Raw genomic sequence first — 25,951 nt, 5'->3', positions numbered from 1 at the left:
ATGGACACGACGGGTACGGCGATCCGCGCCTATCTGCAGGCCCTGCGCGACTCCGAGGCGGGGCCGGTCGCGCGGGGTGCCGCTCCGGACCGGTGCAACCGGTACTTCGGGGGCACCCGGCTCACCCCGCCTCCCGGTCCGGCCGGGGCACTGCTGCGTGACCTGCTCGGCCTGGTCCGGGCCGACTGGGTACATCCGGCCGACGAGCGGGGGCGGCCGGTCGGGGAGGCGCCGTGGCTCATGGTGGGCCGTCCCGCGCCGTCCGGCGGAGGCCTGTACCCGATCGAGGCCTATCTCGCGGCCGGCGGGCCCGATCTGCCTGCCGGGCTGTTCCGCTACGACCCCGTCCATCACGTACTGGAGACGCTGCGGTCCGGCGACCACCGCCCGGCGCTCACGGCTCTGCTCTCGGCTCCTCCGCCCCAGCCGCCGGACCTGGTCCTCGTGCTGTCGGCCGTCTTCTGGCGCAACGGTGTCAAGTACGGTGACTTCGCCTACCGCCTGCAGTGCCAGGAGATCGGCGTCCTCGCCGCGCAGGCCATGGCGGTGGCCGAAAGGCTGGACCTTTCCGCCTCGCTCCACCTGCGGTTCGACGACCCCGCGGCCGACCGGCTGCTCGGCCTGGACAGCGCCGCAGAAAGCGTGCTCGCACTGCTCACAGTGCGACAGCACGCTACCGAGCCGCCGTCCGGCAACCCTGCTCCGCGGCAGTCCGTCGCCCCGCCTCCGCCCGACGGCCTCGCCGTGAGGCGGCACGCCTCCACGTCCTCGCCCGACAGCCTCGTCATCACGCCCGCGGTCAGATCCACGGAGTCGCAGCCGGTCACCGGCCTGCTGCCGCACTTGGCCGCCCTGCACGCCGCCACCCGCGCCGCCGCCCCGGCACCCGAGGCTCGGCCCGAAAGCCCCGAGCCGGCACCGGCTGCCACGCCGACGCCGACGCCCGCACCCATGCCGACGCCAACGCCAACTTCTGCACCCATGCCGAAGCCAACGCCGACGTCCGCACTCATGCCCACGGTGAGCCAGGTGTTCTCCTTGCCTGCGGCCGCTGCCCCGCGGCTCGCCGACGGCATCCCCCGCCGGGCATCGCCGCGGACCGGGTACCGGCCCGAGGCGATCAACCTTCGGGAGCTCGCCCAGATCCTCGCCGTCACCTCCACCGACTGCCCCGGTGACCTGGGCGACCACCCCATGGTCACGCTCCACCTGATCGCCCTGCGCGTGGCAGGGCTGCCGGCGGGGGCCTATCGCTACGACGCCGGACGGCGCGAACTGGCAAGGGTGGCCGGCGAGCCCGTCCCCCTCGGACCGCTGGCACCCAACACCCGTGTCGCCCTGCGCAGTGCCGCGGCGGCACTCGTACCGGTGGGCGATCCGATGGCAGGCGTCCGGTGGTTCGGCGACCGCTGGTACCGCATCCAGCAGGCCGGTACGGGCCTGGCCGTGCACCGGGCCACGCTGGCCGCCGCCGCCCTCGGCATCTCCGCACGCATCCACTCCGACGGCACCATCGCCGCCACCTCGGCGGCACTCGGCCTGACGGGCAGCGACAGGCAGGCGCTGAGCTTCCTGCTGCTCGGCAGGCCCCCCATGGGCCCGTCGCTCATCCGGCCTCTCCCCGCTGCGGCGGTGGACGGGGCTGGTTCGGGCGGCGGAATCGCACCTGCGCGACGCGTGGGTGCAGACCGTTCCCCAACCGATGGGAGACATCATGTCCGGAAAGCTCAACCTCGACCTTGAGGGCCTCGCGGTGGACAGCATTGAGGTGCTGCCCGCCGACGCCATCGAGTTCCTCACCACCGGCCACGGCATGACCGAGACCGGGGCGTCGATCGCCTGCTTCCACTGTTCCTGCGGTGGCAACTGCAGCGGCGTGGCCCTGCCGCTCGACGAGGACTGACCGCAGCCGACTCCTGAGGTGTGCCCGGGCACTGGGTCCGGGCACACCGCCCCTTCCCGAAAGGTGAATCGCATGCCCGGAAGCGCTGAGGACGGCTGCCACGTCTCGCCCGTGTTCGGGGTGCGGGTGGCGGGGATGCCGGTCGGCGACCTCGAGGCGCTGCGCTTCGTACGTACGTGGTCGGTCATTGACGAACTGCTGGACACGTCGGCCGCGGTGGCGCGAGAGGGCGAGGCGTTGTCCGAGGCGTTGCACGACGTCATCGGCGCGAACGCCGGGTCCGACCTCAAACCGCTGCTGGTGGCGCTGCGCCGGGCGTTGTTCCGCGGACGCCGTCCACAGCCGCGAACGCGGTCGCCGGAAGTCCTGAACGCGCTGCCGGACGACCTCGCCCAGCGGATCACGGCCTGGCTGCGCGAGCTGGAACGGCGAGATGTCCTGCTGGCCGGGTTGCCCGGCGTGCTGGCGGGGGAGCGGCACGAGAAGACGGAGCGGCTGCGCGAGATCGTCTCCGCTGACGCCTTCCGCCACGGCCTGGCCCAGAGCAGCCCGGTGTTGTCGGCCGAACTGGACAAGTGGCTGGCCGGACAGGCACAGGTCGTGCCCGGGCGGCAGACGTTGCTGCGGCTGGCGCGGTATGTCGCCCGTGCGGCGGCCAAGACCAGCCCGTACGCCACGTTCACGGCGGCGGGGTTCGGCCGGTGGACGGAGGGCGGGCCGACGGTGGAGCCCGCCCCGCTTCTGGTGCGGCGGAGCGTGGCCGAGCTGCACCCGTTCGTGGCCGAACGGATCTGGCGTGCGCTCGCCGACCGGCCCGAGTTGCGCGACCGGGTACGGATCCGGGTCAACCCCTCGGCCACGGAGGACGAGGGCCGCATCTGGTTCCTCGGCACCGGTCCCGGTGAGCCGATCAGCAGCGTGCCCGCCACGAACGCCGTACGCGCTGTCCTGGAGACCGTCCGCGCCGACCCGCGGCCGACCCACCGCAGCGACGACGCGAGACGCGCGGTGGCGGTGCTGATGGAGGCGGGGCTGCTGGAGCGGCGGCGACCCTATGCGGACCAGTCCCGCGATCCCCTCGGCGAGCTGACCCGCTGGCTGCCGTCCGGCCACCCGGCCGCCGAGGCGCTGCGGCGGCTCGACGAGGCCGTGGCCACCTACCCCGCTCTGACCCGTCCGGCCGAACGCGTTCAGCGTGCCGGTGAGATCGGCGAGCAGGTGCGGAGCCTGTGCGCGCAGGAGGTGGGGGGCATCCACAGCCTGGAGACGGCGCTGCTGAGCGGTGTCGTGACCCGGTGCGGCAGGCAGCGGTGGCAGCCGGTCTTCGACGACCTGGGCGCGGTACGCGAGCTGCTCGGACTCCTGGACGCCGACCTCCCGGTCAAGCTGGCGGTCTCCGCCTTCTTCCTGCGCCGTCACGGCCCGTCCGCTTCGGTGCCGTTCCTGAGGTTCTACCGGCAGGTCCACCAGGAGGCCGAGCTGGGCGCGCTGCTGCGCCCCCTGCCGGATCCCGCCCCGTCCCCCCTCACCGGCCTGCGCCGCCAGACCTGGCAGACGCTGCGGGCCGCGGGCGCGGACGCGGCGGGCGTGATCAGGATCGATCCGGATCTCGTACGCAAGCTCGCCGCCGGCTGGCCCCCCTACGTCCGCCCGCCCCGCTCCATCGGCTGCTACGGCCAGGCGATCACCACGCCGGAGGGGCCGGGACTGGTCGTCAACACCATCGCCTGCGGGTACGGCCGCGGCCTGGGCCGCCTGCACCGCCTGCTGACGCGGGTCACCGACGAGGTGCCCGACCTCGGCCGCCACCGCGTGGCCGAGAACCTGGGCGCGTTCGGTACGAGCCTCAACCTGCGACCATCCGCCGGGCGGGCCATCGACTACCCCTTCACCACGGGCGACGACCCGGGCGCTCTCACACTGACGGAACTGCGGGTCGGGTACGAGGCGGAGCGCGAGTTGCTCGTGCTCCGCGACGCCGACGGCGAACGCGTGCGTCCGATGCATCTGGGGCTGCTCAACCCCTTGCTGCTGCCTCCGGCGTACTCGTTCCTGGTACGGGTCTTCGGGGAGCCGCCCGTGGCCCTGGTGCCCGGCCGGCTACTGGGCGGCGCGCCGAGGGGGCATTCGCCCCGGCTGAACGTCGGGCGGGTCACGCTGGCCCGAGCCCGCTGGCGCCTGCCCGCCGGGGAGGTGCCCACCCCGGGGAAAGGTGAGAGCGAGGCGGACTACGTGCTGCGGTTCGCTCGCTGGCTGGCCGAACGTGGCATCCCGCGGCGGTTCTTCGCCCGTGTCCTGTCCGCGGAGAGTTCGTTCACCAAGGCGCGCAAGCCGCTGTACGTGGACGCGGCCAACTGTTTCGTGCTGCTGGACCTGGCCCGCGCCGTCGGCGATCCCGGCGACCTGGTGGTGCTGGAGGAGGCCCTGCCCGACGTGGCGGCCAACCCGTGTTACGGGGACGACGGCATACGCGTCACCGAGTACCTGTTCCAGGTCAACGCCGGGGCGGAGCGCCCATGAGCTGGATCAGCGCCCACCTCTTCCACGCGGGACCCCCCGACACCCTGGTCGAGCGGGTCGTCGCGCCTCTGGTGGCGGAGCTGGACGGGGAACTTGACGGGTTCTTCTTCCTGCACTACTGGGAGGGCGGCCCGCACCTGCGGCTCAGGGTGAAGCCCGTTGACGGGGCCTGCGCCGGGCGGATCCGTGACCTGATCGAAGGCAGGGCCGTCGCCTACTTCGCCGGGCACCCGTCAGTGCGCGGGTTCCGTACCGGCCAATACCAGGAGCTCGCGGCCCGGTACGCCCGCGCCGAGGATCTGACCGGGTACGACGAGCGCCTGCACCCCAACGACGCGGTGGAGTTCATCGCCTACGTGCCCGAGCACCGCGCGTACGGCGAGGACGCGTGCATCGCCGCGGTGGAGGAACACTTCACCGACTCCAGCCGGCTCGCCCTCGGCCTGCTCGCCACCAGGCCCGACCGGGGCAGGCGGGCGGCCGCCGGTCTGGCGGCGCTCACCCTCACCGTGGCGGCCTGCCTGCCCGACGAGCGGGTCCTGGCTTCGCGGCTACGCGCCGGCATCCGCTTTCCGCCGGATGTCGAGCAGGCTTTCCAGCGCGACAGGGACCGCCTGCTGCGGCAGGCCCGACGGCTGTGGGGCATGTCGCGCGAAGCCGAGCCGGCGGGAGGCATGCCCGACGCGGGCGAGCCGACCGGGGGCATGCCGGCCGCCTGGGCGGCCTCCCTGCGTACCCTGCGCGACCGGCTCACCGAGTTGCACGCGGTGCCCTCCGACGTGGCGACCCCGGCAGGCTCCCTGGCGCGGCTGCTGAGGCCCGAGGCCGCCGCCGTGCCGTACATCCTGCTGCGCTGCTCGCACCTGCTGAACAACCGGCTGGGCATCATCCCCGCCGCCGAGGAGCGTCTCATCCTGCTCACGCTGCGCGTCATGGCCGCGCTCGACGAAAGCTGACCCGCATGACCACTCACGCGCCATCCCGCTGGCACAGCACCCACATCGCCTATCACGACGTATCCCGGCAGGACGACCTGCTGCTGGACGCCCTCGACCCGCTGCTGCACCTGCTGAGCGGCACCCTCGATGGCGCCCACATGCTGCGGCACTGGCGCCGCGGCCCCCACCTGCGGCTCAACGTCGCGACGGACCCCGCCACCTGGGCGGATGTGGTGCGACCCGCCATCGAGGAGATCGTCGGCTCCTACCTGCGTACCCGGCCCTCCACGGCGGTCCTCGACCAGCGGGCGCTGCTCGCCCAGCACCGGGTGCTCGCCGTGCAGGAGCGGGACGACGGCCCGCTCACTCCCTGGTATCCGGACAACTCCCTGCACCACACCGCCTACGACACCCGCCACGCGGTGCTGGACGAGGACGCCGCGGCCCTGCTGGCCGACTTCTACAACGACAGCACGCCGTTGCTACTCGGCATGGTGCGGCACGTGCGGCAGGGCAACGACACCAAGGACGGCCTGGCCCTGACGATCATGCTGGCCACCGCCCACACCGTCATGGGCCCGATCACGCGGAGTTTCGTCTCCTTCCGTTCCCACGCCGAGAGCTTCCTGTCCCGCTGCGTCGACCCCGCCTCCATGCGCGCCGCCTTCGACCTGGACTACCGAGCCCGTCGCGAGGAGCTGACCGGCAGGGTGCGCGCGGTCATCGCCACCCTGGACGGCGACACCGGCACGCCCGTGCCCTTCGCCCGCGAGTGGGCCGCCCTGATGGAGACGTACGCCGGCCGGGCCGCGCCTCTCATCGCGCGTGACCGGCTCATCGACGTGGGCTCCCGCGAGCAGGCCCTCTCGTTCACCAAGCTCAGCGCCTTCCACCAGCTCATGTACTCCAGCCAGGCCTACTACGACCGCGTCTTCGCCGACCCGGCCTTCCTGCGGTACCGCGTCCTGCTGAACTACACCTACCTGCACAACACCCGGCTCGGCCTCACCCCGCCTGCCCGCTTCCGGCTCTGCCACCTGGCCGCGGGGGCGGTGGAGGAGGTGTACGACGTGTCGGCGTTCGAGCTGATCCGCGCGTTCGTCGAGGCCCACCCGTGAGCCGGGCCGGACGGGGGCGCCGCGGACGGTTACCGCTTGGCACTCCTGACCGCGAGCGGTTCGGAGGGGTCGTCGGCTGGCGCGGGCGGGTGCAGCCGGCCGCCTCGGCGCCGGGGCGCGGGTCGCCGGTGGGCATGCGGACGGTGCACGGCCGTGCATCTGTCGCATGATCCTCTTACTTACGGGACAGAGCCGGTACCACACACCCCCGGTCCGGGATCTGGCCGGTGGCGGCTTCGACGGTCAATTCGGAGTGGAGAGCCGTGCGGCTGAGCATGGTCATAAGAGCTCGTGTGAGCGGATGACGTTGGCGTACCAGCGGGCGCTGTCCTTCAGCGTGCGGGCCTGGGTGTCGTAGTCGACGCGGATGATTCCGAAGCGTTTCGAGTATCCGTACGCCCATTCGAAGTTGTCCATGAGCGACCACAAGAAGTAGCCGCGCACATCGACGCCTTTCTCGATGACGTCGAGTACTGCCTGAAGGTGCCGCCGGACGTAGTCGATTCGATCCTCGTCGTGGACCGCGCCGTTGTCGACGGTGTCCGGGAAGGCGGCGCCGTTCTCGGTGATCATGAGGGGTTGGTTCGGGTACCGGTCATGAAGCTCGGTGAGGAGGTCACGGAGGCCGTCCGGATCGATATTCCAGCCCATCTCGGTCAGCGGGCCTGGGTGCTTGAGGAACTCGACGTCTTCGGCGCCGGGCCAAGGAGAAGTGGTCGAGCGGCCATGTCCGTCAGAGCGCTCCCGATCGTCTGACCCTTCCGACATCCGCACCCGGTTGGTGTTGTAGTAGTTGACGCCCAGGACGTCGATGGGCTGGTGAATGGTTTCCAGGTCCCCATCCTGGACGAAAGACCAGTCGGTGATGCCGACCGTCGTTTCCAGGAGCCGGTCGGTGTAGCGACCCTCCAGCATCGGCCCCAGGAACGCGTCGTTCGACAGAGCCTCCACTTTGGAGCGTGCGGTCTCGCCACTCGGGCCGTCCGGGCGGAACACGTGCAGGTTGAGCGTGACGGAGAACTTGGCGTCGGGTTTGACCTCTGAACGCATCGCCTGGATGGCCAGGCCGTGCGCGCGGTTGAGATGGTGCACGGCCAGCAGCGGCTCCAGCCTGCTTGTGTGTCCGGGCGCGTGCACGCCGCTGCCGTAGCCGAGGTAGGCCGAGCACCAGGGTTCGTTGAGCGTGGTCCAGGTGTCGACACGGTCCCCGAGCGCGGCGCTGATGACCCGCGCATACTCGGCGAACGCGTCGGCGGTGGCTCTGCTGGTCCACCCTCCCTCATCCTCCAGGGGCTGGGGGAGGTCCCAGTGATACAACGTCGCCACCGGGCGGATGCCGCGTTCGAGAAGCCCGTCGACCAGGCGTGAATAGAAATCGACGCCCTTCTGGTTGGTCGGGCCCACGCCGGCCGGAATGACCCGCGGCCAGGCGATGGAGAACCGGTAGGCCTTGAGCCCGAGTTCGGCCATCAGGTCGAGGTCGGCGTCGAGACGGTGGTAGTGATCGTCGGCGACATCTCCGGTGTCGCCGTTGAACGTGCGACCGGGCGTGTGGCTGAATGTGTCCCAGATCGACGGGCCGCGCCCGTCCTCGGTGGCGGCGCCTTCGATCTGGTAAGCAGCCGTCGCGGACCCGAAGACGAACTCGTGGGGAAACCTCACTGGAGCTCCTCGCGAAAGGTTTGAGTCATGGCGTCACGGCCGGGGATCGATGTAGGCGTCATCCGCCTCGTAGCGCACGGAGGCGACTTCGACCGTGCCGCTGATGGCGCGGACGCCGGCGACCCGGCCGGTGAATCCGCCGGCAACCTCGGTGGAGAGGTATCGGCCGTCGAAGCGCGCGAGCATCACGCTGTGGCCGTCGCGGATCACTGACAGTGCGATGTCGTCCGGGCCGTCGTGGGTGGCGGGCAGCGACTCGATCCGTACCGTCGGCGTTGGCCCGAGACCGGTCGCGGCCTCGCCGACGTGGGATTCGAGCGGACCGATGTGCAGGACCGCGTGTGCGGAGCCGTCGTTCACGCGCAGCTCGCACCAGTGGCGATCATCGAGTCGGAGCAGGACGCCCGCCGTGCTGTCGGCCGTCCGTAGCGCGACGTCGAAGCGCCAGCGCTCGTCGGTCACACGGGTCATGAGGGCACTGACGTTCCCGCTGGCTGAGGCGGCCGGGATCAGCGAAATGCCGGGTTCTGCGGGTGAGACGAATTCGCCGAGAGGAGCGCCGGGGGAGACCCAGCGAGGATGTAGTGAGGGTTCGGCGAATCGATCCAGAAATGAGCGGTCGGGGATCTCGTACACGAAGCGCCCCTCGTCGAACCGCGGCCACTCGTCGATCCAGTCGATGCCGGCGAGGAATGTCTCGCGTCCGTTGACGTGGAACATCGGGGTCGTCCCGCGCGGGCGGACGCCGAGATACACGGCCGCCCACCGTCCGTCGGGGGCTTCGACGAGGTCTGCGTGCCCGGTGTTCTGGACGGGATGCGTGGTGCTGCGATGAGAGAAGACGGGATTGCCGGGGGCGGGCTGGAAGGGGCCGTCGGGGTTTCGGGATCGGGCGATGGTGATGGTGTGGCCGCGTTCCGTGCCGCCCTCGGCGATCACCAGGTACCACCAGCCGTCTCGGCGGTAGAGATGTGGAGCCTCCGGGAAGGCCAGTCCGGTCCCCTGCCACACGGACCTCGGCTCCTCCAGCGTCACACCCTTTTCGAGATCGACTCGGGCTTGGGCGATGCCCGCCAGGCCGGGGCGTGTCGAGCAGTAGGTGACGTAGCAGGTGCCGTCGTCATCCCACGCCAGGTCCGGATCGATGCCCGCCAGACCGTCGATCACCACGGCTGGAGCCCACGGGCCGGCCGGGTCTGTCGTCGACGTCAGCAGTTGGCCGCCGCTGGTGGAGACGTTCGTCGTGATCAGCCAGAATCGGCCCGCGTGATGGCGCAGCGTCGGAGCGTAGATGCCCTTGCTGGCGCCGGCTTCTCCCGCCTGGAACTGGTCGGTGCCGACCAGGGCGTTGCCGATCTGGGTCCACTGGGTGAGGTCGGTGCTGTGCCAGAGCGGGACTCCGGGGGAGTATTCGAAGGAGGAGTTGACCAGGTAGTAGTCGGTGCCGACCCGGCAGATGCTCGGGTCGGGGTGGAAGCCGCCGATGATGGGATGTACGTCGGCGGCCTCGCGGCGCCTGCCTTTTCGCGATTCGGGATGTGGTGTTTCGAAGGTCATTTGATTCCGGTCGCCGCGATTCCTTGAATGAAGTAGCGCTGCAGGGCCACGAAGAGCAGCAGCACAGGGGTGATGACCAGCACGGAGCCAGCCAGCAGGACTCCGTAGTTGGTCGCGTTCTGCCCCACCGAGTACAGGGAGAGCGCTACGGGGAGGGTGTACATGTCCTCGGTCTGTGCGACCACGAGCGGCCACAGGAAGTTGTTCCATGACCCGAGGAAGGTGAGGATCGCGAGCGTCGCCAGCGCCGGCCCGCAGAGCGGCAGGATGATGCGCGTGAAGATGCGCACCTCGCCCGCGCCGTCGATGCGGGCGGCCTCGATGAGCGCGTCGGGGATCTCACTGATGAACTGGCGCATGAGGAAGACGCCCATCGGCCCCGCGAGGAACGGGATGATCAGCGCGGGATAGGTGCTGACCATCCCTAGTTTGCTGACCACGACGAACAGCGGGATGAAGGTGACGACGCCGGGAACCATGAGCGTGATCAGGACGAGCAGGAAGAGGACCCGCTTGCCGGCGAAGTCGAGTTTCGCGAGCGCGTAGCCGACCATGGAGCAGAACAACAGCGTTCCGAGGACCGTGAAGACGGCCACGATGACGCTGTTGAGAAAGAACGTCTGGAAGTTCAGGCGGCCGAACCACGTGGCGAAGTTCTCGAACGTGAAAGTCTCGGGCCACCATGTGGGCGGTCGCCTCAGCAGCTCCGACTGGGTCTTCACCGAACCGAGGTACATCCAGACGAACGGGATGAGCGTGGCCACGACGGCGATGACGAGCACGATGTACACCAGGGCCCGGCCCGGGATGATGGGCTTTCTCATGGCGCTTCCTTGGAGCGGAAGGCTCGGAACTGCACGATGCTGAGCAGCGCGATGGCGATGAAGAGCACGTAGCTCGCCGCCGACGCGGTGCCGTAGTTGCCGAATCCGAACTGGTTGTAGGTGAAGTAGCTGATCGAGAGCGTGGAGTCCAGAGGGCCTCCCTTTGTCATGACGAACGGCTCCTCGAAGAACTGCAGATACCCGACCGAGAGGAGCACGGCGCCGAGGAGCAGCGTCGGGCGGAGCATCGGCAGCGTCACCCGGACGAAACGCTGCCAGGCGGTGGCGCCGTCGACGGCGGCCGCCTCCAAGACGCTCGCGGGGATGTTCTGCAGCCCAGCCAGGAAGATGATCATGAGGGTGCCCATGTTCCGCCAGATGGCCATGAGGATCATGGCAGGCATCGACCAGAGCGGGTCATTGAGCCAGTCCGGGCCCTGGATGCCGACGGCGTCGAGCGCGGTGTTCAGCAGGCCGTCCGGTTGGAGGATGAACCGCCACACCACCGCGACCGCCACGATGCTCGTGATCACAGGAGCGTAGAAACCGACGCGAAACGCTGTGCGGAATCGCGTGATCCCGTTGTTGAGCGCCACGGCCAGGGCGAGAGCCGCGACCATCGTGAGCGGGATGCCCACTGCGACGAAGTACACGGTGTTCAGCAGCGACCGCACGAACTGCTGGTTCTCGAACAGCCGGAGGTACTGGTCCATCGCGACGAACGCGACGGCCAGCGGGCTCTCGATGTCGCTGTTCCTGAAGTCGGTGAAGGACATCAGGAACGACGACACGAGCGGGAACACCATGAAGACGGCGAAGCTCAGGATGAACGGCAGAGCGAAGAGGTAGGCCACCACCGTCATCCGGCGACGACGCGCCCTGGTGGTGCTGTCGCCGCCGGAGCGCGACAACGCTCCGGCGCCCGCGACTCGTGTCAGGGCCATGCCTATTCGCCGGTGCCCAGCGAATCGGCGGTGGACTGCAACTGCTTGACCGCGTCCTGCGAGCTCTTGCCGCCGCGGATCACCCGCTCGATCTCCGTGTCGGCGGCCGCCGACACCTGCGTCCACGTGGTGAGCGCGGGAGCCGTCTTGACGCTCTTGAGCTGCTCACCGAACACCGACACCTTCGGGTCGCTCGTCAACGCGGTGTCCTTCCAAGCCGACTGCCGCGAGGGAAGGTCGTTGACCGCTTTGAACCACCCGACCTGGACATCCGGCTGCGTGAGCCACTGGATGAGCTTCCATGCCGCGTCCGGGTTCTTGGAGTTCTTGAACACGGTGAGGTTGGCGCCGGCCGCGAACGAGGTGGACGTCCCGCCCGGCGGGGCTGGGATCGGCGCCACCGCGAACTTGTCCTCGAAACCGGCGCCGCCCGCGGTCTTCAGCCCCGGGATGTCCCACGGGCCACTGATGAACATCGGGACAGTACCGTCAACGAAGGCCGAGGCAGTGGACGCCGACTCGGAATCGGGATTCTTGTTGGCGATGGCCTCTTTGAAGAAGCTGTTGACGTATTCGAGAGACTCGACCATCTTGGGGCTGTCGAACGTCCACTTCGTCTGGTCGGCGTTCATGACGTCTGCTCCGTTCGACCAGACGAACGGCAGGTTGCTCAAGAACCCGTTCCATCCGCCGGAGGGAAGCACGACGCCGTATTTCGCACCGGCCTTGTCCTGGTAGGCCTTGGCGAGCGCCTTGAATCCCTGCCAGTCTTTGGGGAAGCTCTCGAACCCCGCCTTCTTCATCAAGTCGGTACGGTAGAAGATCACTCGGGTTTCGACATACCATGGCACACCCAGCTGTGCTCCGCCGATGGTCGTCGTCTGCCGCGAAACCGGGAAGATGTCGCTCGTGTCGATCTCAGCGGGCGTCGGACGGAGCGCCGAGGCGAACGTCGGCATCCAGTCGGTCCCCAGCATGCCGATATCTGGAGTCGTTCCGCCGGCGATCGCCGTCTGATATTTGTTCTGCGCCGAGTCCCACGGAATCGGGGTCACCTTGACCTCGACACCGGGGTTCTTCTCTTTGAAGGGCTTGAGGAAATCGGCGAGCGCTTCACCCTCCGTGCCTTGCGCCCAGATAGTGACGGTGCCAGTGGCCGGACCATTCGCCAGGCGACTCGCTGACACGTCGTTCTGTGGGCGGTCGTTCGAACGGCCGCAGCCGCTGAGCATGAGCGCAAGCGTCGCGGTGACGGCCGTGGCCGCCGCCATATTCCGTCGGATCATCATCGTTCCCCTTCGTGCGTGGGGGTGGGGGGTGCGCGAACGGTGCTCCACCGCGAGCACAGGTCGTGCCGGATCGACTCCGTTTCGGCATCTAAGCGCATAACATCAGGTGGCGCAACCATGCTCACCGCTGAACTCTGCGCACGGTGATGCGCGCGCCGCACGTCCGACGCGGGCCGCCGTTCTTGATCCACGAAGCGATAAGCCCTGTTAGAAGGGATGTACCTCAAGATCAACGCTGTCTGCTCGCCATCGCGGGCGCGCGACTTCCGTATGGCGGCCGCGTCCCCCGGGGCGACTCCTCGTGCGGGACATGACCGTGATGACGGTCCCTGCTGACCGTGTCCGCCATGCGGTCGCGCGTAAGGCCGAGCCTTTCCGTTCGCTGGGCGACAGTCGAAGGGGGCGCAAAGGCGGCGGCCTTGGAGCGCCGTCGAACCGGTACTGTACGAGTGCTCTTGATGGACTGCTGACTCGAATTGGGGCGGACGTGACGAGGCGACCGACGGTATACGATGTCGCCCAGCTTGCTGGAGTGTCGATCGCAACGGTTTCCTTTGCGTTCACCAAGCCAGAGCGGGTGAAGGCGGACACTTTGCAAGCGGTTCTGCGCGCTGCCGACTCCATCGGCTATGTGCCCAGTGCGAATGCCCGGGGGCTTGCCAAGGGAAAGACCGGGGCACTGGGCTTGTATGCGTTCGACTATCTGCTCGAGCCGGTCGCAGATTTCCCGAATTCCGCTCCACCTGATTCGACTCGCGTTACTGACGGGCGGCTTTTCCCGTTGTATTCGGACGAGGTCCAGCGGGGCGTGCAGTTGGAGTGCAGGCGGCACGGTTACGCTCTGATGCTCGGCTCCGGCCGTAATCCTGGACATTTGCCGAGCGTGATCGATGTCGCGGGACGCGTAGACGGCCTCATAGCGTTCGCCGGTGCCGCGTCGGGCGCCCTTCTGGAACAGATATCAGCCCGTATACCCGTCGTCGAACTCGGCGGGGAAATCCGGCGAGAGGGGATGCACACCGTCTTCGTCGACAACCGTGCCGCCATGGCCCGTCTTACGGAACACTTGCTGATCGATCACGGATACCGAGACTTCGCATACCTCGGCGAGTTGGGCACCCCGGAGTTCGTCGCGCGCTATGAAGGCTTCTCCGAGGCTCTGCGGCAGGCGCGAATCGCCCCTCCGCCCCCGGTGAGGAGCCATCCCGGCGACGATCAATCGACGATCGACGCCGTTCACGGCCTTCTCGATCGGCCTTCCTTCCCGCAGGTTCTCGTGTGCGCGACCGATCAGGAGGCCCTCGTCGCCATTGACGCCCTTCGGGGACAGGGCGTGGACGTGCCGGCCCGGGCAGCGGTGACCGGCTTCGACGGCATACTGGCGGGACGGCTGATCACACCGCACTTGACGACGGTGCGACAGCCGATGGAGGACGTCGGACGGGTGGCGGTGCGGATCCTCCTCGAAGCCCTAGAGGGCAACGAGGAGGCGAACCGTCACGAAACTCTCGCGTGTGTGGTGAGGCGCGGTGGAACCTGCGGGTGCTCTGCTGACTGACAGAAACCTGCCGCCTGCCGCAGCGCGGTGGCGGTCTCGGCGTCCGGCTCCTGGTGCCAGACATCATCATCGTGGCGGTGAAGACCGGCCTCTTCGAGGTGATGGACCACACTTCGCCGCCAGTCAGGAGATCGGTCGCGGTTAAGACGCTGTGTCGGCCAGTGGTCTGCCGCCCTCCACCACGTAGCTGCGACGGCGGATGTCGGAGGAGGCCGGGCCGACGTCGCCCACGACGGAGGCGAGGTACTCCAGTGCCGTCTCCAGCGAGTCGGGCACTCCTTCCCGGCGCATCAGGGGGTTGTCGGGCAGCCAGAGAACTCCCCCGGAGATGCCGGTGGAGCCGCCGAGGTACTCACTCTTCTCCACCACCAGCACGTCCAGGCCGGCGGCGCGTGCCGCGATCGCGCCGCACAGGCCGCCTCCGCTTCCGATGACGAGGAAGTCGGTCTCGTGGTCCCAGTCGGCCATGCTTCACCTCCTCGTTCAGATCTGCTTCAAACCGCCATCGACGTACAGGTTCGAGCCGGTGATGTAGCTGCTGTCGTCGGAGGCGAGGAACAGCACGGCACCGGCCACCTCGTCCGCCTCGGCGACGCGGCCGAGCGGGATGCCGCCGGCGATCATGTCGTACAGCATGTCGGGCTGGGCGGGGTCGGGGGCCTTGGCGGCCAGGCCGGGTGTCTTGACGGCTCCCGGGGAGATGGCGTTCACCCGGATGCCGCGGCCTTTGAGCTCGTTGGCCCAGGTGCGGGCGTAGGAGCGGACGGCGGCCTTGGTGGCGGCGTACATGCCGAACGTCTCGCTGCCGCTGTCGGCGGCGATCGAGCTGAACAGGATCACCGACGCGCCGTCGTTGAGCAGCGGCAGTGCTTTCTGCACGGCGAACACGGTGCTGCGCATGTTGGTGGTGACCATCTGGTCGAAGTGTTCCTCGGTGGTCAGTTCCAGGGTGGCGAGCTCGCCGCCGCCGGTGTTGGCCACCAGGACGTCCAGGCGGCGGCCGTCGCCGGTGATCTGGGCGGAGAGCCGGTCGAGGTCGGCCAGGTCGCCGGCGTCGGCCTGGACGCCGGTGGTGTTCGGGCCGATCGCCGCGACCGCGTCGTCGAGCTGGGTTTTGCGGCGGCCGGTCAGGTAGACGTGGGCGCCCTCGGCGGCGAAGCGCCGGCCGATGCCCGCCGAAGCGCCCGTGACGACACCTCCGAGGACTTCGCCGAGCAGGTCGAGCAGTCGTTCGCGAACCTGGGCAGCGCGCTGGCCGCTGCCGGTCTGGATTACAGCCACGTTGTCCAGATCCGCACCCACATCGTCGACCACGACGCCACCAAGCTGGAGATCCTCGCCAAGGCCGTCCATGAGATCTGGGGGGACCTGCCGCCCACTCAGACGCTCACCGGAGTGGCTGCGCTCGCTTTGCCCGGCCTGCTGTTCGAGGTGGACGCCGTCGCGCTCGCCGGGGACGCCTCCTGAGCGCCATCCGTCGGCATTCGCCAGGAGAATGAGCTCCCCAGCCTCACACGGCTCAGGCGGACGGCGCGCTGGCGCACAGTTCGGCGAAGCGGCGGGTGTCGATGTTACCGCCCGAGACGATGAGCCCGATCCGGGTCGGTACGGGGGACGGCTGCCCCGACAGCAGCGGGGTCGCGCCGCTGGGCTTGATGACGATCTTCAGGCATTCGCATTCGTGCCAGAACCAGTGGTCGTACAGTTCCCGGTCAGGCCCAGCAGCGCCCTGGATACCGCCATTCGGGTTCAGGCGGATTCGCGGATGACCAGTTCGGTGGGGAGGATGAGGGGGGTGGGCTGCTCGCCGCGGATCAGGGCGAGCAGCATGCGGATCATCTCGCGACCGAGGGCCTTGATGGGCTGGCGTACCGTGGTCAGGGTGGGATGGGTGTGCCGGGCGGTCACCACGTCGTCGAACCCCACGACCGCGATCTCGCCGGGTACGGCCCGGCCGTGCTCTTTCAGCACGCCGAGCGCGCCCACGGCCATCTCGTCGGAGGCGATGAGCACGGCGTCGAGGTCCGGATGCTCGGTCAGCAGGCGAGCCATCGCGGCGGCTCCGCTCGCCTCGGTGAAGTCGCCGTGCGCGACCCGCTGGTCTCCGAGTCCGGCCAGCGCCAGCGCCTCGCGGAAGCCCAGGTAGCGGGATACGCCGACGTGCATGTCGAGCGGCCCGGTGATGGTGGCGATCCGGGTACGGCCGGTGGAGATCAGGTATTCGGCCGCCTGGCGGGCGCCGTCGCGGTTGTCGGCGTCCACGTACCAGCGGTGGGAGCCGCCCAGGGAGCGTCCGCCGTAGACCACGGGGACGCCGCCCTCGGCGGCCACCTTCGCCAGAGGGTCGTTCTCCCGCAGGGCGAGCAGCATGACACCGTCGGCCCTGCGTGACTGCAGGACGCGGGCCAGCCGGTCCCTGCCGCGCTCGGAGGCGGCCAGGATCAGCAGCAGCTCAAGGTCGGTCTCCTCCAGGGCGGCGTTCACCCCGACGATGACCTCGGCGAAGAAGGGATTGGTGAACAGGGCCTGGTCGTCGCTGGAGACCGCCAGCACAACAGCGCCACTGCGCTGGGTGGCCAGGGAGCGGGCGGCGACGTTGGGCACGTAGCCCAGGTCCTTGACGGCCCGCTCCACGGCCTGCCGCGCGGCCCGGCTAACATGCGGGGCGTTGTTGATCACCCGGGACACCGTGCCCCTGGACACGCCCGCCCGCCGGGCCACCTCGTCCAGCGTCGGCTGCCGATCCGTCATTTTTAGGAGCGCTCCCAAGTGTGTACATGCTGGTCATACGGAGGTTATCAGGCTTCCAGTCTGTGAGCGCTCCCAACGGTGATCAGGCCCTGGTGAGGGGGCTGAAGGGCCCGTCGGCCACGCGTTCCACCACGTCGTCCAAGATCTCGTCGATCGCGCCGAGCACGTCGTCTCCGAGGGTCGCCCCGGATGCCGCCGCACTGTCGCGCACCTGCTCGGGCCGCGAGCCGCCGACGATCGCGGCCGAGATCTCCAGGCCGCGTAGCACCCAGGCGATCGCCAGTTGCGCCATGGTCAGCCCGAGGTCCGCCGCGATCGGGCGGAGCCGCTCCACGCGCGTCAGGACGTCGTCGGTGAGCAGGCGGCCCACGAACTCCTTGCGCGCCTCGGCGGGCGGCGCCTGGCCGGGGGAGTAGCGCCCAGCCAGCACACCCTGGGCCATCGGCTGGTAGACGAGCTGGCCGACACCTTCCTTGGCGCACAGCGGGAGGATCTCTGGTTCGACGACCCTGCGGAGCATGTTGTACTGCGGCTGGTTGGACACGATCCGGTCCAGGCCCAGGTCGTCGGCGATCCGCAGCGCGTCGGCGATCTGATCCGCCGTCCAGTCGGAGACGCCGACGTACATGACCTTGCCGCTTCGCACCAGGTCGTCGAAGGCCCGCAGGGTCTCTTCCAAGGGGGTGGCGTAGTCGTAGCGGTGCGCCTGATAGAGATCCACGTAGTCGGTGCCGAGACGGCGCAGGGAGCCGTCGATCGAGCGCATGATGTGCTTGCGGGACAGGCCGCGGTCGTTGGGGCCGGGGCCGGTGGGCCAGTAGATCTTGGTGAGGATCTCCACCGAATCGCGGGGGACGCCCCGCAGCGCCTGGCCGAGCGCCTCCTCGGCGCGGGTCTCGGCATAGGCGTCGGCGGTGTCGAACGTGGTGATCCCGGCGTCGAGAGCGGCGTGCACGCAGGGTTCGACGGTGTCCTCGGTGAGCCAGTTACCGTAGGCGATCTCGCTGACCATGAGTCCGCTGTGCCCAAGATGGCGAAATTTCATGAAGTCTCCCTTGTCACGAGGTGTGGGGTGAGGACGAGGACCGATCGGCTCGGTGTCCCACCGCCGATCAGCATGAGCAGCAGGCGGACCATCTCCCGGCCCATGTCCTCGACCGGCTGATGGACCGAGGTGAGCCCGGTCTGCTCGGCGAGTGGCGAGTCGTCAAAGCCCACGATGGCTACGTCGGCGCGGCCTGCCTCGCGCAGCACCCGCAGCGCGCCCAGGGCCATCAGGTCGGAGGCGGCGAAGACCGCGTCAAGGTCGGGCCTGCGGGCCAGCAGCGCCCGCATGGCCACGGCACCGCTCCGCTCACTGAAGTCCCCGCCCGCCACGAGATCGGAACTCTCCTCGATCCCGGAGGCGGTCAGGCCATCACGGTAGCCCCCCAGCCGGTGGACACTGACGAGCATGTCCATCGGCCCCGTGATGGTCGCGATCCGGCGCCGTCCCCGCTCGATCAGGTGCCGCACCGCCAGGTACGCTCCCGCCTGGTTGTCCACGTCCACGACATGAGCGGCGAGAGTGGGATCGAGCGGCCTGCCGCCCAGCACCGCCGGGAGGCCGAGCTCCCCCAGGTGGGACGGGAGCAGATCCTCATGGTGCAGCGAGAGCAGCAGGACCCCGTCCACGTGGCCGCCCCCGAGATAGGTCTCCAAGGCTGACCGCTCGCTGCTCGACCGGGCCATGGTCATCAGCAACTGCTTGCCGGACGATGTCAGCTGCACCGCGATGCCGCGTACCACGCTCGCGAAGAACGGGTCGCTGAACACCCGCTCGGGAGACTCGGAGATGACCAGCGCGATCGTGTCCGTGCGCCGGGTGACCAGTGAACGCGCGGCCCGGTTGGGGGTGTAGCGCAACTCCTCGATGGCCCTCTGCACGGTGAGCCTGGTCTTCGGGCGCACCTTGGAGGAGCCGTTGAGCACGCGGGAGACCGTGCTCCGGCCGACCCCCGCGTGCGTGGCCACCTGCTCGATCGTAGGTCTCACACCCCACCACGCCTGATCACCTCGGCGTACCAGCGCGCGCTGTCCTTAGGTGTACGGCGCTGCGTGGCGAAATCGACGTGAACCAGGCCGAACCGCTGGGAGTACCCGTGCGCCCACTCGAAGTTGTCCAGCAGGGACCAGGCGAAATAGCCGCGCAGCGGCACTCCCCGCACCACGGCGTCGTGGCAGGCGCGCAGGTGGCCATCGAGGTAGGCGATCCGGTCGGCGTCGTGCACCTCGTCGTCGTAGGCCGCGCCGTTCTCGGTGACGTAGAGAGCGGTCACCGGATAGTCGCGGGCGAGCCGCACGAGCAGGTCGGACAGCCCGCTCTCGTCGACCTCCCATCCCATGGTGGTCCGCGGCCGCCCGCCGTCCACGAATCGCACCGTCTCCGACCCGACGTATGGGCTCGGCTTGCCCGGCGGGTGGGCGGGACCGTCGCCGGAGACGATGGCGGGGGTGTAGTAGTTGACGCCGAGGAAGTCCAGCGGCGCGGCGATCACCTTCAGGTCGCCGTCATGGACGTGCTCGAAGCCGGTCACCTCGGTCAGGTCCTCGACCACGTCCGCTGGGTAGGCGGCCCGGAACAGCGGGTCCAGGAAGATCCGGTTGGCCACGCCGTCGATGCGGCGCGCGGCGTCCAGGTCCTCGGCCGAGCCGGTGGCCGGGCTCGCCTGGGTGGGGTTCAGGGTGATGCCGACCCGTGAGCCGCTCATGGCGCTCGCGGCCATGCCGTGACCGAGCAGCAGGTGGTGCACGGCACGGATGGCGGCGGCAGGCTCACGCCGGCCGGGCGCGTGCTCCGCGGTGGCGTACCCGAGAAAGGCCGAGCACCAGGGCTCGTTGAGCGTGGTCCAGTCCGTCACCCTGTCGGCCAGCGCGTCGTGCACGGCGGCGGCGTAGTCGGCGAAGCGCAGGGCCGTGTCCCGCGCGGGCCAGCCACCGGCGTCCTCCAGCGGCTGGGGCAGGTCCCAGTGGTACAGCGTCGGCCACGGCTGGATCCCGCGGCTCAGCAACTCGTCCACGAGGCGCCGGTAGAAGTCCAGTCCGCGCTGGTTGACGGGCCCCGATCCGAGCGGCTGCACCCGCGGCCAGGCCACGGAGAAGCGGTAGGCACGCAGGCCGAGCTCGGCCATGAGGGCGACGTCGTCGCGGTAGCGGTGGTAGTGGTCGGCGGCGACGTCACCGGTGTCGCCGTCGCGCACGTTGCCGGGCTGCGCGGCGAAGACATCCCAGATCGAAGGCTCGCGTCCGTCCTCGGCGGCCGCCCCCTCGATCTGGTAGCTCGAGGTGGCGGCCCCCCAGAGAAAGCCAGGATCGAACGTGTTCACGCCTTGACGGCTCCTTCCATGATGCCGCCGATGATCTGGCGGCCGAATGCGATGAAGACGAACAGCAGCGGGAGCGTGGCGATCAGCGTCCCGGAGAACATGAGCGTGTAGTCGGTGTAGTAGGTGCTGGACAACTGGCTGAGCGAGAACTGGACGGTCGGGTTGTCGGCCTCCAGAACGGCCAGCGGCCACAGGAACTCGTTCCAGGTGCCCATGAAGGTGAACAGCGCCAGCACGGCGGCACCCGGACGAAGAGCGGGCAGCACGACCTTCCAGAAGATGCCGAAGGTCGAGCAGCCGTCCACCCGCGCCGCCTCGACCAACTCGTCGGGGACGGCCCGCTCGGCGTACTGCCGCATCAGGAAGACACCGAACGCCGAGACCAGGAACGGCACGATGACCGCCTGCAGCCGGTTCTGCCAGCCGAGCTCCACCATGATCATATAGAGCGGGATGATGCCCATCTGGACCGGGATCATCATCGTGGCCAGGATGACGAGCAACAGCGCGTTCCGGCCGCGGAAGCGCAGCTTGGCGAATGCGAAGCCGGCCAGTGAGGAGAAGAACACCACCGACACGGTCACGGTGATCGAAGCGATCGCGGAGTTGACCATCCCCAGCAGGAAGTTGGCGTCCTCGGCCGCGAAGAGCCGCGTGACGTTCTCGCCCAGGTTGCCGCCCGGGGTGAGCGGCGGCGGCCAGTCGCCGACGACGTCGTTGGCCCGGGTGGCCACGACGAACAGCCAGTAGAGCGGGAAGACCGACAGCGCGATCGCCGCCAGCAGGGTGAGGTAGACCAGCGGGCCTGAGGTTCGCATGGCTATCTCGCTCTCCGCGTGACCAGGAAGTTGACCAGAGCGAAGACCACGATGAGCAGGAAGATCATCCAGGCGACGGCCGAGCCGTAGCCGTAGTCGAAGTCCCTGAAGGCCTTCTCGAACATGTACATGGCCACGGTCTGGAACTGCCGCAGACTGCCGCCGGAGATGGCGTAGCCGCCCTGGCCGAAGATGAGCGGCTCGGTGAACAGCTGCATGCCGCCGATCGTCGAGATGATCACAGCGAACAGGATCGCCGGCCGGATCAGCGGCACCGTGATGCCCCAGAACTGCCGGGCCTTGGAGGCGCCGTCGATGGCCGCCGCCTCGTACACGTCGCGCGGCACCGACTGCATCGCGGCCAGGAAGATCAGCGCGTTGTAGCCGGTCCACCGCCAATCGACCATGACCGAGATCGCCAGCCAGGACGACCACTTGTCCGCCCGCCAGTCCACCGGGTCCACGCCCACCAGGGCGAGCAGGCCGTTGGCCATGCCGGCGTCGCGGTCGAAGATCTGGCTGAACACGATGCCCACCGCCGCCACCGAGGTGACGATCGGCGCGAGCACCCCCATCCGGAAGAACGTCAGCGCACGCAGCCGCTGGTTGAGCAGGCTCGCCACGACCAGCGCCAGGAGCAACTGCGGCACCGTGGCCAGCACGAACATGCCGAGCGTGTTGACGACCGCGTTCCAGAAGTCGGGGTCGGCGAACAGATCCGCGTAGTTCGCCAGCCCGACGAACCCCGCGTCCCCTGCCAGGTCCCAGTCGTGCAGCGAGACCCACGCGGTGTACAGCAGCGGGAAGAGCCCGAAGACCGCGAAGATCACGAAAAACGGCGCCACGAAGAGGTAGGGCGAGCCCACCAGGTCGAGGCGGGACCGCAGCCCCGCCCGCGACCTCGTGTGTGAAGCGGATGGCACTTTGCTACTTCGCAGCACGCTTGGCGTCCTCGACAGCCTTGGCCCACGCCTCGTCCGGCTGGAGCTTGCCCTGCTCGACGGCTATCAGCGCGTTGCCGACGCGGTCACCGACCGGGTTGTTGTCCGGCCCCAGGTAGACCGGCTTGAGCGCCTTCGCGCTCGCTCCGAAGATCTTCCCGACGGGAGCGTTGTTGAAGTAGTCGTTGACGAAGCCCTGCACCGCCGGGTCGTCGATGGCCTGCGGCGATGAGGGGAAGTTGCTCTTGGCCTTGAACGCCGCGATCTGCCCCTTCGGGCTGGTGAGGAATTTCACCAGTTCGGCGGCTTCCTTCTGGTGCTTGCTCTGCGTCGGCACCGCCAGGAACGAGCCGCCACGAACGGCTCCGTCGCCTGGCACGCGCGCCACGTCCCACTTGCCGGCGTTCTCCGGCCCCGCCTGCTCCTCAATGACGCCGAGCATCCAGGACGGGCACGGGATGGTGGCGAAGGTGCCCTTCTTGAACCCGGCGTTCCACTGCGGGCTCCACTGCGCGAGATTCGCCGACAGTCCGCCCTGGATCATCTTGACCGACTGGTCCCAGGCAGCCTTCACCCCGGGATTGGTGTCGATCACCAGCTTGTTGGAGGTGTCGTAGTAGGTGTGGTCGCCCTGCTGCATCAGGATGTTCTGATAGATGCCCCCGGCCGAGTCGAAGAAGTGCGCTCCCGTCTTGGCCTGAGCGAACTTCTGCCCGGTGGCAAGGTAGGCGTCCCAGGTCGGCCAGAGCTCACCGACCTTCTCTCGATCGGCGGGCAGCCCGGCCTTGGCCAACAGGTCCGTCCGGTAGCACATGCCTTGCGCGCCGACGTCGGTGCCGAGCCCGACGAGTTTGGCACCGTCGTTCGTGAGCGCCTGCTTCCACTTCCATTCCAGGAAGTCGGCCTTCAGTGACCCGGCTCCGTGGTCGAGAAGGTTCACGAACTGCTCGGGCTTGGCCATGAACTGGATGAGGATGCCCTCCTCCAGCGCGACCACGTCTCCGGCTCCGCTGCCCGACGCCATCCACTGCTGCAGCTTGGGCAGGTAGTCGCCGAGCTGGGCGATGCTCTCCTGCTTGATCGTTATTCCGGGATGAGCGGCCTCGTACTGCTTGTAGAGCTCCTCGTAGCCGAACTCGCTGAAGGTCTTGACCACCAGAGTGATCTTTCCCTGCGCCGCGGTGTCCGGCGTCTGTGCGCCGGCGCCGCACGCCGCGAGCAGGCCGGTGAGGGTGGCGGCGATCAGCGGCCGCGCCAGCCTTGTCGTCATGTCATTTCTCCCTGCTTCCGGGAGCGGTTCCAGAGGGGATGGAGCCGCTGGATACACGCAACTATCTGCGTTGACGCCGCGGATCGTGCCAGTGTTCCAGAGCTTTTTCCGTACATAATTGGGAGCGCTCCCAGCCGATGTTAGGGGATTGTCGCACCGCTGAGAAGGGGGCGGCGAGAGCAAGGTTCAATCTCTGCGAAACAGTTGACAGCTCGCGGCGCCCTGGCAGAGGATTCGGCACTGACGCCGCGGTGTGCCGGGGACGATCTGTCCAGCGACCTGAAAGGTCCCGGTATGTCCGCCACACTCAGGCTGTCCGCGGCCTGTGTCCTCCTCCTCGCCGGCCTCGCGACCCCCGCGCACGCCGACTCCTACGAAAGACTCCTGAACGGCAGCTTCGACAGCGGCAAAGACCCTTGGTGGAGCAGCCAGAACACCCCGTCACGCGTCGAATCGGGCCGGCTGTGCGCCGACGTCCCGGCCGGGACCACGAATCCGTGGGACTCCATGATCGGCCAGAACGACGTCCCGTTGGAGGACGGCCAGCCGTACACGCTCCGCTTCACCGCCTCCGCCAGCCGGGACGTCACCATCCGCACCACCGTCCAGCTCGCCGGCCCGCCGTACACCACCCCCCTGGACCAACGGCCCGAGCTGACAGCCACACCGCGCACGTTCGAGTACACCGCGACGTCGAACGTCTCGGACTCGCACGGACAGATGACCTTCCAGATGGGCGGCGCCACGGAGCCGTACACGGTGTGCCTGGACGAGATCTCCCTGGTCGGAGGGGTACTCCCGCCCGGCGGCATCCGGGACCTCGGTTCGCCGGTGCGGGTCAACCAGCACGGCTACGCGACCTCAGGCCCCAAGCGCGCCACGATCGTCAACCCCGGGACCGAGCCGCTGGAATGGCGGCTGCTCGACACGCGCGGCGCAGCCGTGGCCCAGGGCCGCACCCGGGTGCACGGCGCCGACGCGATGTCCGGCGACCATGTCCACGTGGCCGACTTCTCGTCCGTCCGCAAGGCGGGCACCGGCTACACGCTCGCGGTCGGCGACCAGGTCAGCCTGCCGTTCGACATCGGCGACGACCTGTACGACGGGCTGCGCAGGGACGCGCTGGCGTACTTCTACCACAACCGCAGCGGCATCCCGATCGAGGCCGCATACGTCGGCGACGCCTACGCCAGGCCGGCCGGGCACCTCGGCGTCGCACCCAACCAGGGAGACACCCGCGTGCCGTGCCTGCCGGGCACCTGCGACCACACGCTGGACGTGCGCGGAGGATGGTACGACGCGGGCGACCACGGCAAGTACGTGGTCAACGGCGCCCTCGCCGCCTGGCAGCTCATGGACCTCTACGAGCGCTCGCGCAGGCAGAGCGATCTGAAGGGGACGCGCGACGGCCTGCTGCGCATCCCCGAGGCCGGCAACGGAGTCCCGGACGTGCTAGACGAGGCCCGCTGGGAGGTGGAGTTCCTGCTTCGCATGCAGGTGCCCGGCAGCGGCCTGGTCCACCACAAGATGCACGACGCCGCGTGGACCGGGCACCCGACGATCCCGCACCTGGACGCGCAGCCGCGCTACCTCTACCCGCCCTCCACCGCCGCGACGCTCAACCTCGCCGCGGCCGGCGCCCAGTGCGCCCGGATCTGGAAGGCATGGGACCGCGCGTTCGCCCGGCGTTGCCTTGAGGCCGCCGAGACCGCTTGGCGGGCGGCCCGCGCGCATCCCGACCTCTACGCACCACCCGGAGGCGAGGGCGGGGGCGCCTACGACGACACCGACGTCTCCGACGAGTTCTCCTGGGCCGCCGCCGAACTGTACGCGACCACCGGGAAGCGCTCCTACCTGCCCTTCGTCACCACGAAACTGACCGCGGACGGGTTCTCCTGGCAGTCGACCGGCGCGCTTGCCGACCTGACCGTCGCCCGGCTGCCGGGCCGCTTCCCGGCCGCCATGTCCGCCGCCGCACGCAAGCGGGTGCTGTCCGTCGCCGACCGCTATGTACGCGATATGAACGCTCAGGGCTACGCCAACCCCTACCTGCCGGCCGACGGAAAGTACGTCTGGGGCTCGACCAGCGCCACCACCAACAGCGCAATGATCATGGCGACGGCCTACGACCTCACCCGCGACCGCCGCTACCGCGAAGCGGTCCTGGAGTCGATGGACTACCTGCTCGGGCGCAACGCGCTCAACCAGTCCTACGTCACCGGATACGGCGAACGGGCCAGCCACAACCAGCACCACCGATTCTGGGCCCACCAGATCGACCCGAGCCTTCCCACCCCCGCCCCCGGTTCCCTGGCCGGAGGGCCCAATTCCGGTCTCCAGGACCCGGTCGCCCAGCGCAACCTCGTCGGCTGTACGCCGGCCAAGTGCTACATCGACGACATCGGCTCCTGGTCCACCAACGAGGTGGCGATCAACTGGAACTCATCCCTTGCCTGGATCGCCGCTTTCACTGACTCCCTGTGACAGGGGATC

The 25,951-nt window shown here is 68.9% G+C and carries 22 protein-coding genes; 8 read left to right on the top strand and 14 right to left on the bottom strand.

Annotated features, from left to right (window positions below; all coding sequences use genetic code 11):
- The 5 genes from AB0F17_RS52255 to AB0F17_RS52235 all read left to right on the top strand — a co-directional run bounded on the left by AB0F17_RS52255 (position 1) and on the right by AB0F17_RS52235 (position 6,479).
- Positions 1 to 1,743, top strand: coding sequence for a SagB family peptide dehydrogenase (locus AB0F17_RS52255; protein WP_358040139.1), 1,743 nt, complete (start codon positions 1 to 3; stop codon positions 1,741 to 1,743).
- Positions 1,715 to 1,903 (top strand): thiomuracin/GE37468 family thiazolyl RiPP peptide, encoded by a 189-nt coding sequence (locus tag AB0F17_RS52250; protein ID WP_358040136.1) that lies wholly within the window; start codon positions 1,715 to 1,717, stop codon positions 1,901 to 1,903. The genes AB0F17_RS52255 and AB0F17_RS52250 overlap by 29 nt, the downstream gene beginning before the upstream one ends.
- 72 nt (positions 1,904 to 1,975) lie before the next feature.
- The gene (locus AB0F17_RS52245; protein WP_358040133.1) at positions 1,976 to 4,423 is read left to right on the top strand and encodes a lantibiotic dehydratase; all 2,448 of its coding nucleotides are present in this window, start codon (positions 1,976 to 1,978) and stop codon (positions 4,421 to 4,423) included.
- The gene (locus AB0F17_RS52240; RefSeq protein WP_358040130.1) at positions 4,420 to 5,379 is read left to right on the top strand and encodes a lantibiotic dehydratase C-terminal domain-containing protein; all 960 of its coding nucleotides are present in this window, start codon (positions 4,420 to 4,422) and stop codon (positions 5,377 to 5,379) included. The genes AB0F17_RS52245 and AB0F17_RS52240 overlap by 4 nt, the downstream gene beginning before the upstream one ends.
- A 5-nt stretch (positions 5,380 to 5,384) precedes the next feature.
- On the top strand, positions 5,385 to 6,479 hold the full coding sequence (locus AB0F17_RS52235; protein ID WP_358040127.1) for a thiopeptide maturation pyridine synthase: 1,095 nt from the start codon (positions 5,385 to 5,387) through the stop codon (positions 6,477 to 6,479).
- Between the two features lie 279 nt (positions 6,480 to 6,758).
- Here the strand turns inward: AB0F17_RS52235 and AB0F17_RS52230 are convergent, their stop codons facing one another.
- From AB0F17_RS52230 to AB0F17_RS52210, 5 genes are read right to left on the bottom strand one after another with little or no spacing between them, the layout of a single operon-like run.
- On the bottom strand, positions 6,759 to 8,141 hold the full coding sequence (locus tag AB0F17_RS52230; protein WP_358040124.1) for a GH1 family beta-glucosidase: 1,383 nt from the start codon (positions 8,139 to 8,141) through the stop codon (positions 6,759 to 6,761).
- Between the two features lie 33 nt (positions 8,142 to 8,174).
- On the bottom strand, positions 8,175 to 9,698 hold the full coding sequence (locus tag AB0F17_RS52225; RefSeq protein WP_358040121.1) for a family 43 glycosylhydrolase: 1,524 nt from the start codon (positions 9,696 to 9,698) through the stop codon (positions 8,175 to 8,177).
- Positions 9,695 to 10,522, bottom strand: coding sequence for a carbohydrate ABC transporter permease (locus AB0F17_RS52220; protein WP_358040118.1), 828 nt, complete (start codon positions 10,520 to 10,522; stop codon positions 9,695 to 9,697). The genes AB0F17_RS52225 and AB0F17_RS52220 overlap by 4 nt, the downstream gene beginning before the upstream one ends.
- The gene (locus AB0F17_RS52215; RefSeq protein ID WP_358040116.1) at positions 10,519 to 11,466 is read right to left on the bottom strand and encodes a sugar ABC transporter permease; all 948 of its coding nucleotides are present in this window, start codon (positions 11,464 to 11,466) and stop codon (positions 10,519 to 10,521) included. Before AB0F17_RS52215 ends, AB0F17_RS52220 begins: the two co-directional genes overlap by 4 nt.
- Positions 11,467 to 11,468: 2 nt before the next feature.
- Positions 11,469 to 12,737, bottom strand: coding sequence for a sugar ABC transporter substrate-binding protein (locus tag AB0F17_RS52210; protein ID WP_358040113.1), 1,269 nt, complete (start codon positions 12,735 to 12,737; stop codon positions 11,469 to 11,471).
- Positions 12,738 to 13,065: 328 nt separating this feature from the next.
- Between AB0F17_RS52210 and AB0F17_RS52205 the strand changes: the two genes are divergently transcribed.
- Positions 13,066 to 14,313, top strand: a complete 1,248-nt coding sequence (locus tag AB0F17_RS52205) for a LacI family DNA-binding transcriptional regulator (RefSeq protein ID WP_358040110.1) — start codon at positions 13,066 to 13,068, stop codon at positions 14,311 to 14,313.
- Positions 14,314 to 14,454: 141 nt separating this feature from the next.
- On the opposite strand, the gene AB0F17_RS52200 is transcribed toward AB0F17_RS52205, so the two are convergent.
- Positions 14,455 to 14,781, bottom strand: a complete 327-nt coding sequence (locus AB0F17_RS52200; protein WP_358040107.1) for an FAD-binding protein — start codon at positions 14,779 to 14,781, stop codon at positions 14,455 to 14,457.
- Between the two features lie 15 nt (positions 14,782 to 14,796).
- Positions 14,797 to 15,627, bottom strand: coding sequence for an SDR family oxidoreductase (locus AB0F17_RS52195; protein ID WP_358040104.1), 831 nt, complete (start codon positions 15,625 to 15,627; stop codon positions 14,797 to 14,799).
- On the opposite strand from AB0F17_RS52195, the gene AB0F17_RS52190 reads away from it, so the two are divergent.
- Positions 15,553 to 15,780: a Rid family hydrolase gene (locus AB0F17_RS52190; protein ID WP_358040278.1), complete on the top strand. Its 228-nt coding sequence runs from the start codon at positions 15,553 to 15,555 to the stop codon at positions 15,778 to 15,780. The genes AB0F17_RS52195 and AB0F17_RS52190 overlap by 75 nt on opposite strands.
- 282 nt (positions 15,781 to 16,062) lie before the next feature.
- Here the strand turns inward: AB0F17_RS52190 and AB0F17_RS52185 are convergent, their stop codons facing one another.
- From AB0F17_RS52185 to AB0F17_RS52155, 7 genes are all read right to left on the bottom strand, one after another.
- The gene (locus AB0F17_RS52185) at positions 16,063 to 17,064 is read right to left on the bottom strand and encodes a LacI family DNA-binding transcriptional regulator (protein ID WP_358040101.1); all 1,002 of its coding nucleotides are present in this window, start codon (positions 17,062 to 17,064) and stop codon (positions 16,063 to 16,065) included.
- 82 nt (positions 17,065 to 17,146) lie between these two features.
- Positions 17,147 to 18,109: an aldo/keto reductase family protein gene (locus AB0F17_RS52180; protein WP_358040098.1), complete on the bottom strand. Its 963-nt coding sequence runs from the start codon at positions 18,107 to 18,109 to the stop codon at positions 17,147 to 17,149.
- On the bottom strand, positions 18,106 to 19,098 hold the full coding sequence (locus tag AB0F17_RS52175) for a LacI family DNA-binding transcriptional regulator (RefSeq protein ID WP_358040095.1): 993 nt from the start codon (positions 19,096 to 19,098) through the stop codon (positions 18,106 to 18,108). The genes AB0F17_RS52180 and AB0F17_RS52175 overlap by 4 nt, the downstream gene beginning before the upstream one ends.
- Positions 19,095 to 20,429 (bottom strand): GH1 family beta-glucosidase, encoded by a 1,335-nt coding sequence (locus AB0F17_RS52170; RefSeq protein ID WP_358040092.1) that lies wholly within the window; start codon positions 20,427 to 20,429, stop codon positions 19,095 to 19,097. The genes AB0F17_RS52175 and AB0F17_RS52170 overlap by 4 nt, the downstream gene beginning before the upstream one ends.
- The gene (locus tag AB0F17_RS52165; RefSeq protein ID WP_358040089.1) at positions 20,426 to 21,247 is read right to left on the bottom strand and encodes a carbohydrate ABC transporter permease; all 822 of its coding nucleotides are present in this window, start codon (positions 21,245 to 21,247) and stop codon (positions 20,426 to 20,428) included. Before AB0F17_RS52165 ends, AB0F17_RS52170 begins: the two co-directional genes overlap by 4 nt.
- Positions 21,248 to 21,249: 2 nt before the next feature.
- Complete coding sequence (locus AB0F17_RS52160; protein WP_358040086.1) at positions 21,250 to 22,170, bottom strand: sugar ABC transporter permease; 921 nt, start codon at positions 22,168 to 22,170, stop codon at positions 21,250 to 21,252.
- Between the two features lie 4 nt (positions 22,171 to 22,174).
- Positions 22,175 to 23,458 (bottom strand): extracellular solute-binding protein, encoded by a 1,284-nt coding sequence (locus tag AB0F17_RS52155; RefSeq protein WP_358040083.1) that lies wholly within the window; start codon positions 23,456 to 23,458, stop codon positions 22,175 to 22,177.
- A gap of 294 nt (positions 23,459 to 23,752) precedes the next feature.
- Between AB0F17_RS52155 and AB0F17_RS52150 the strand changes: the two genes are divergently transcribed.
- Positions 23,753 to 25,942, top strand: coding sequence for a glycoside hydrolase family 9 protein (locus AB0F17_RS52150; RefSeq protein WP_358040080.1), 2,190 nt, complete (start codon positions 23,753 to 23,755; stop codon positions 25,940 to 25,942).
- Positions 25,943 to 25,951: the final 9 nt, after the last annotated feature.

This window comes from Nonomuraea sp. NPDC026600 (assembly GCF_040638335.1).
Taxonomy (GTDB): Bacteria; Actinomycetota; Actinomycetes; order Streptosporangiales; family Streptosporangiaceae; genus Nonomuraea.
The sequence above is the reverse complement of the archived record's forward strand: the minus strand, read 5'-3'. Positions and strand labels throughout refer to the sequence as shown.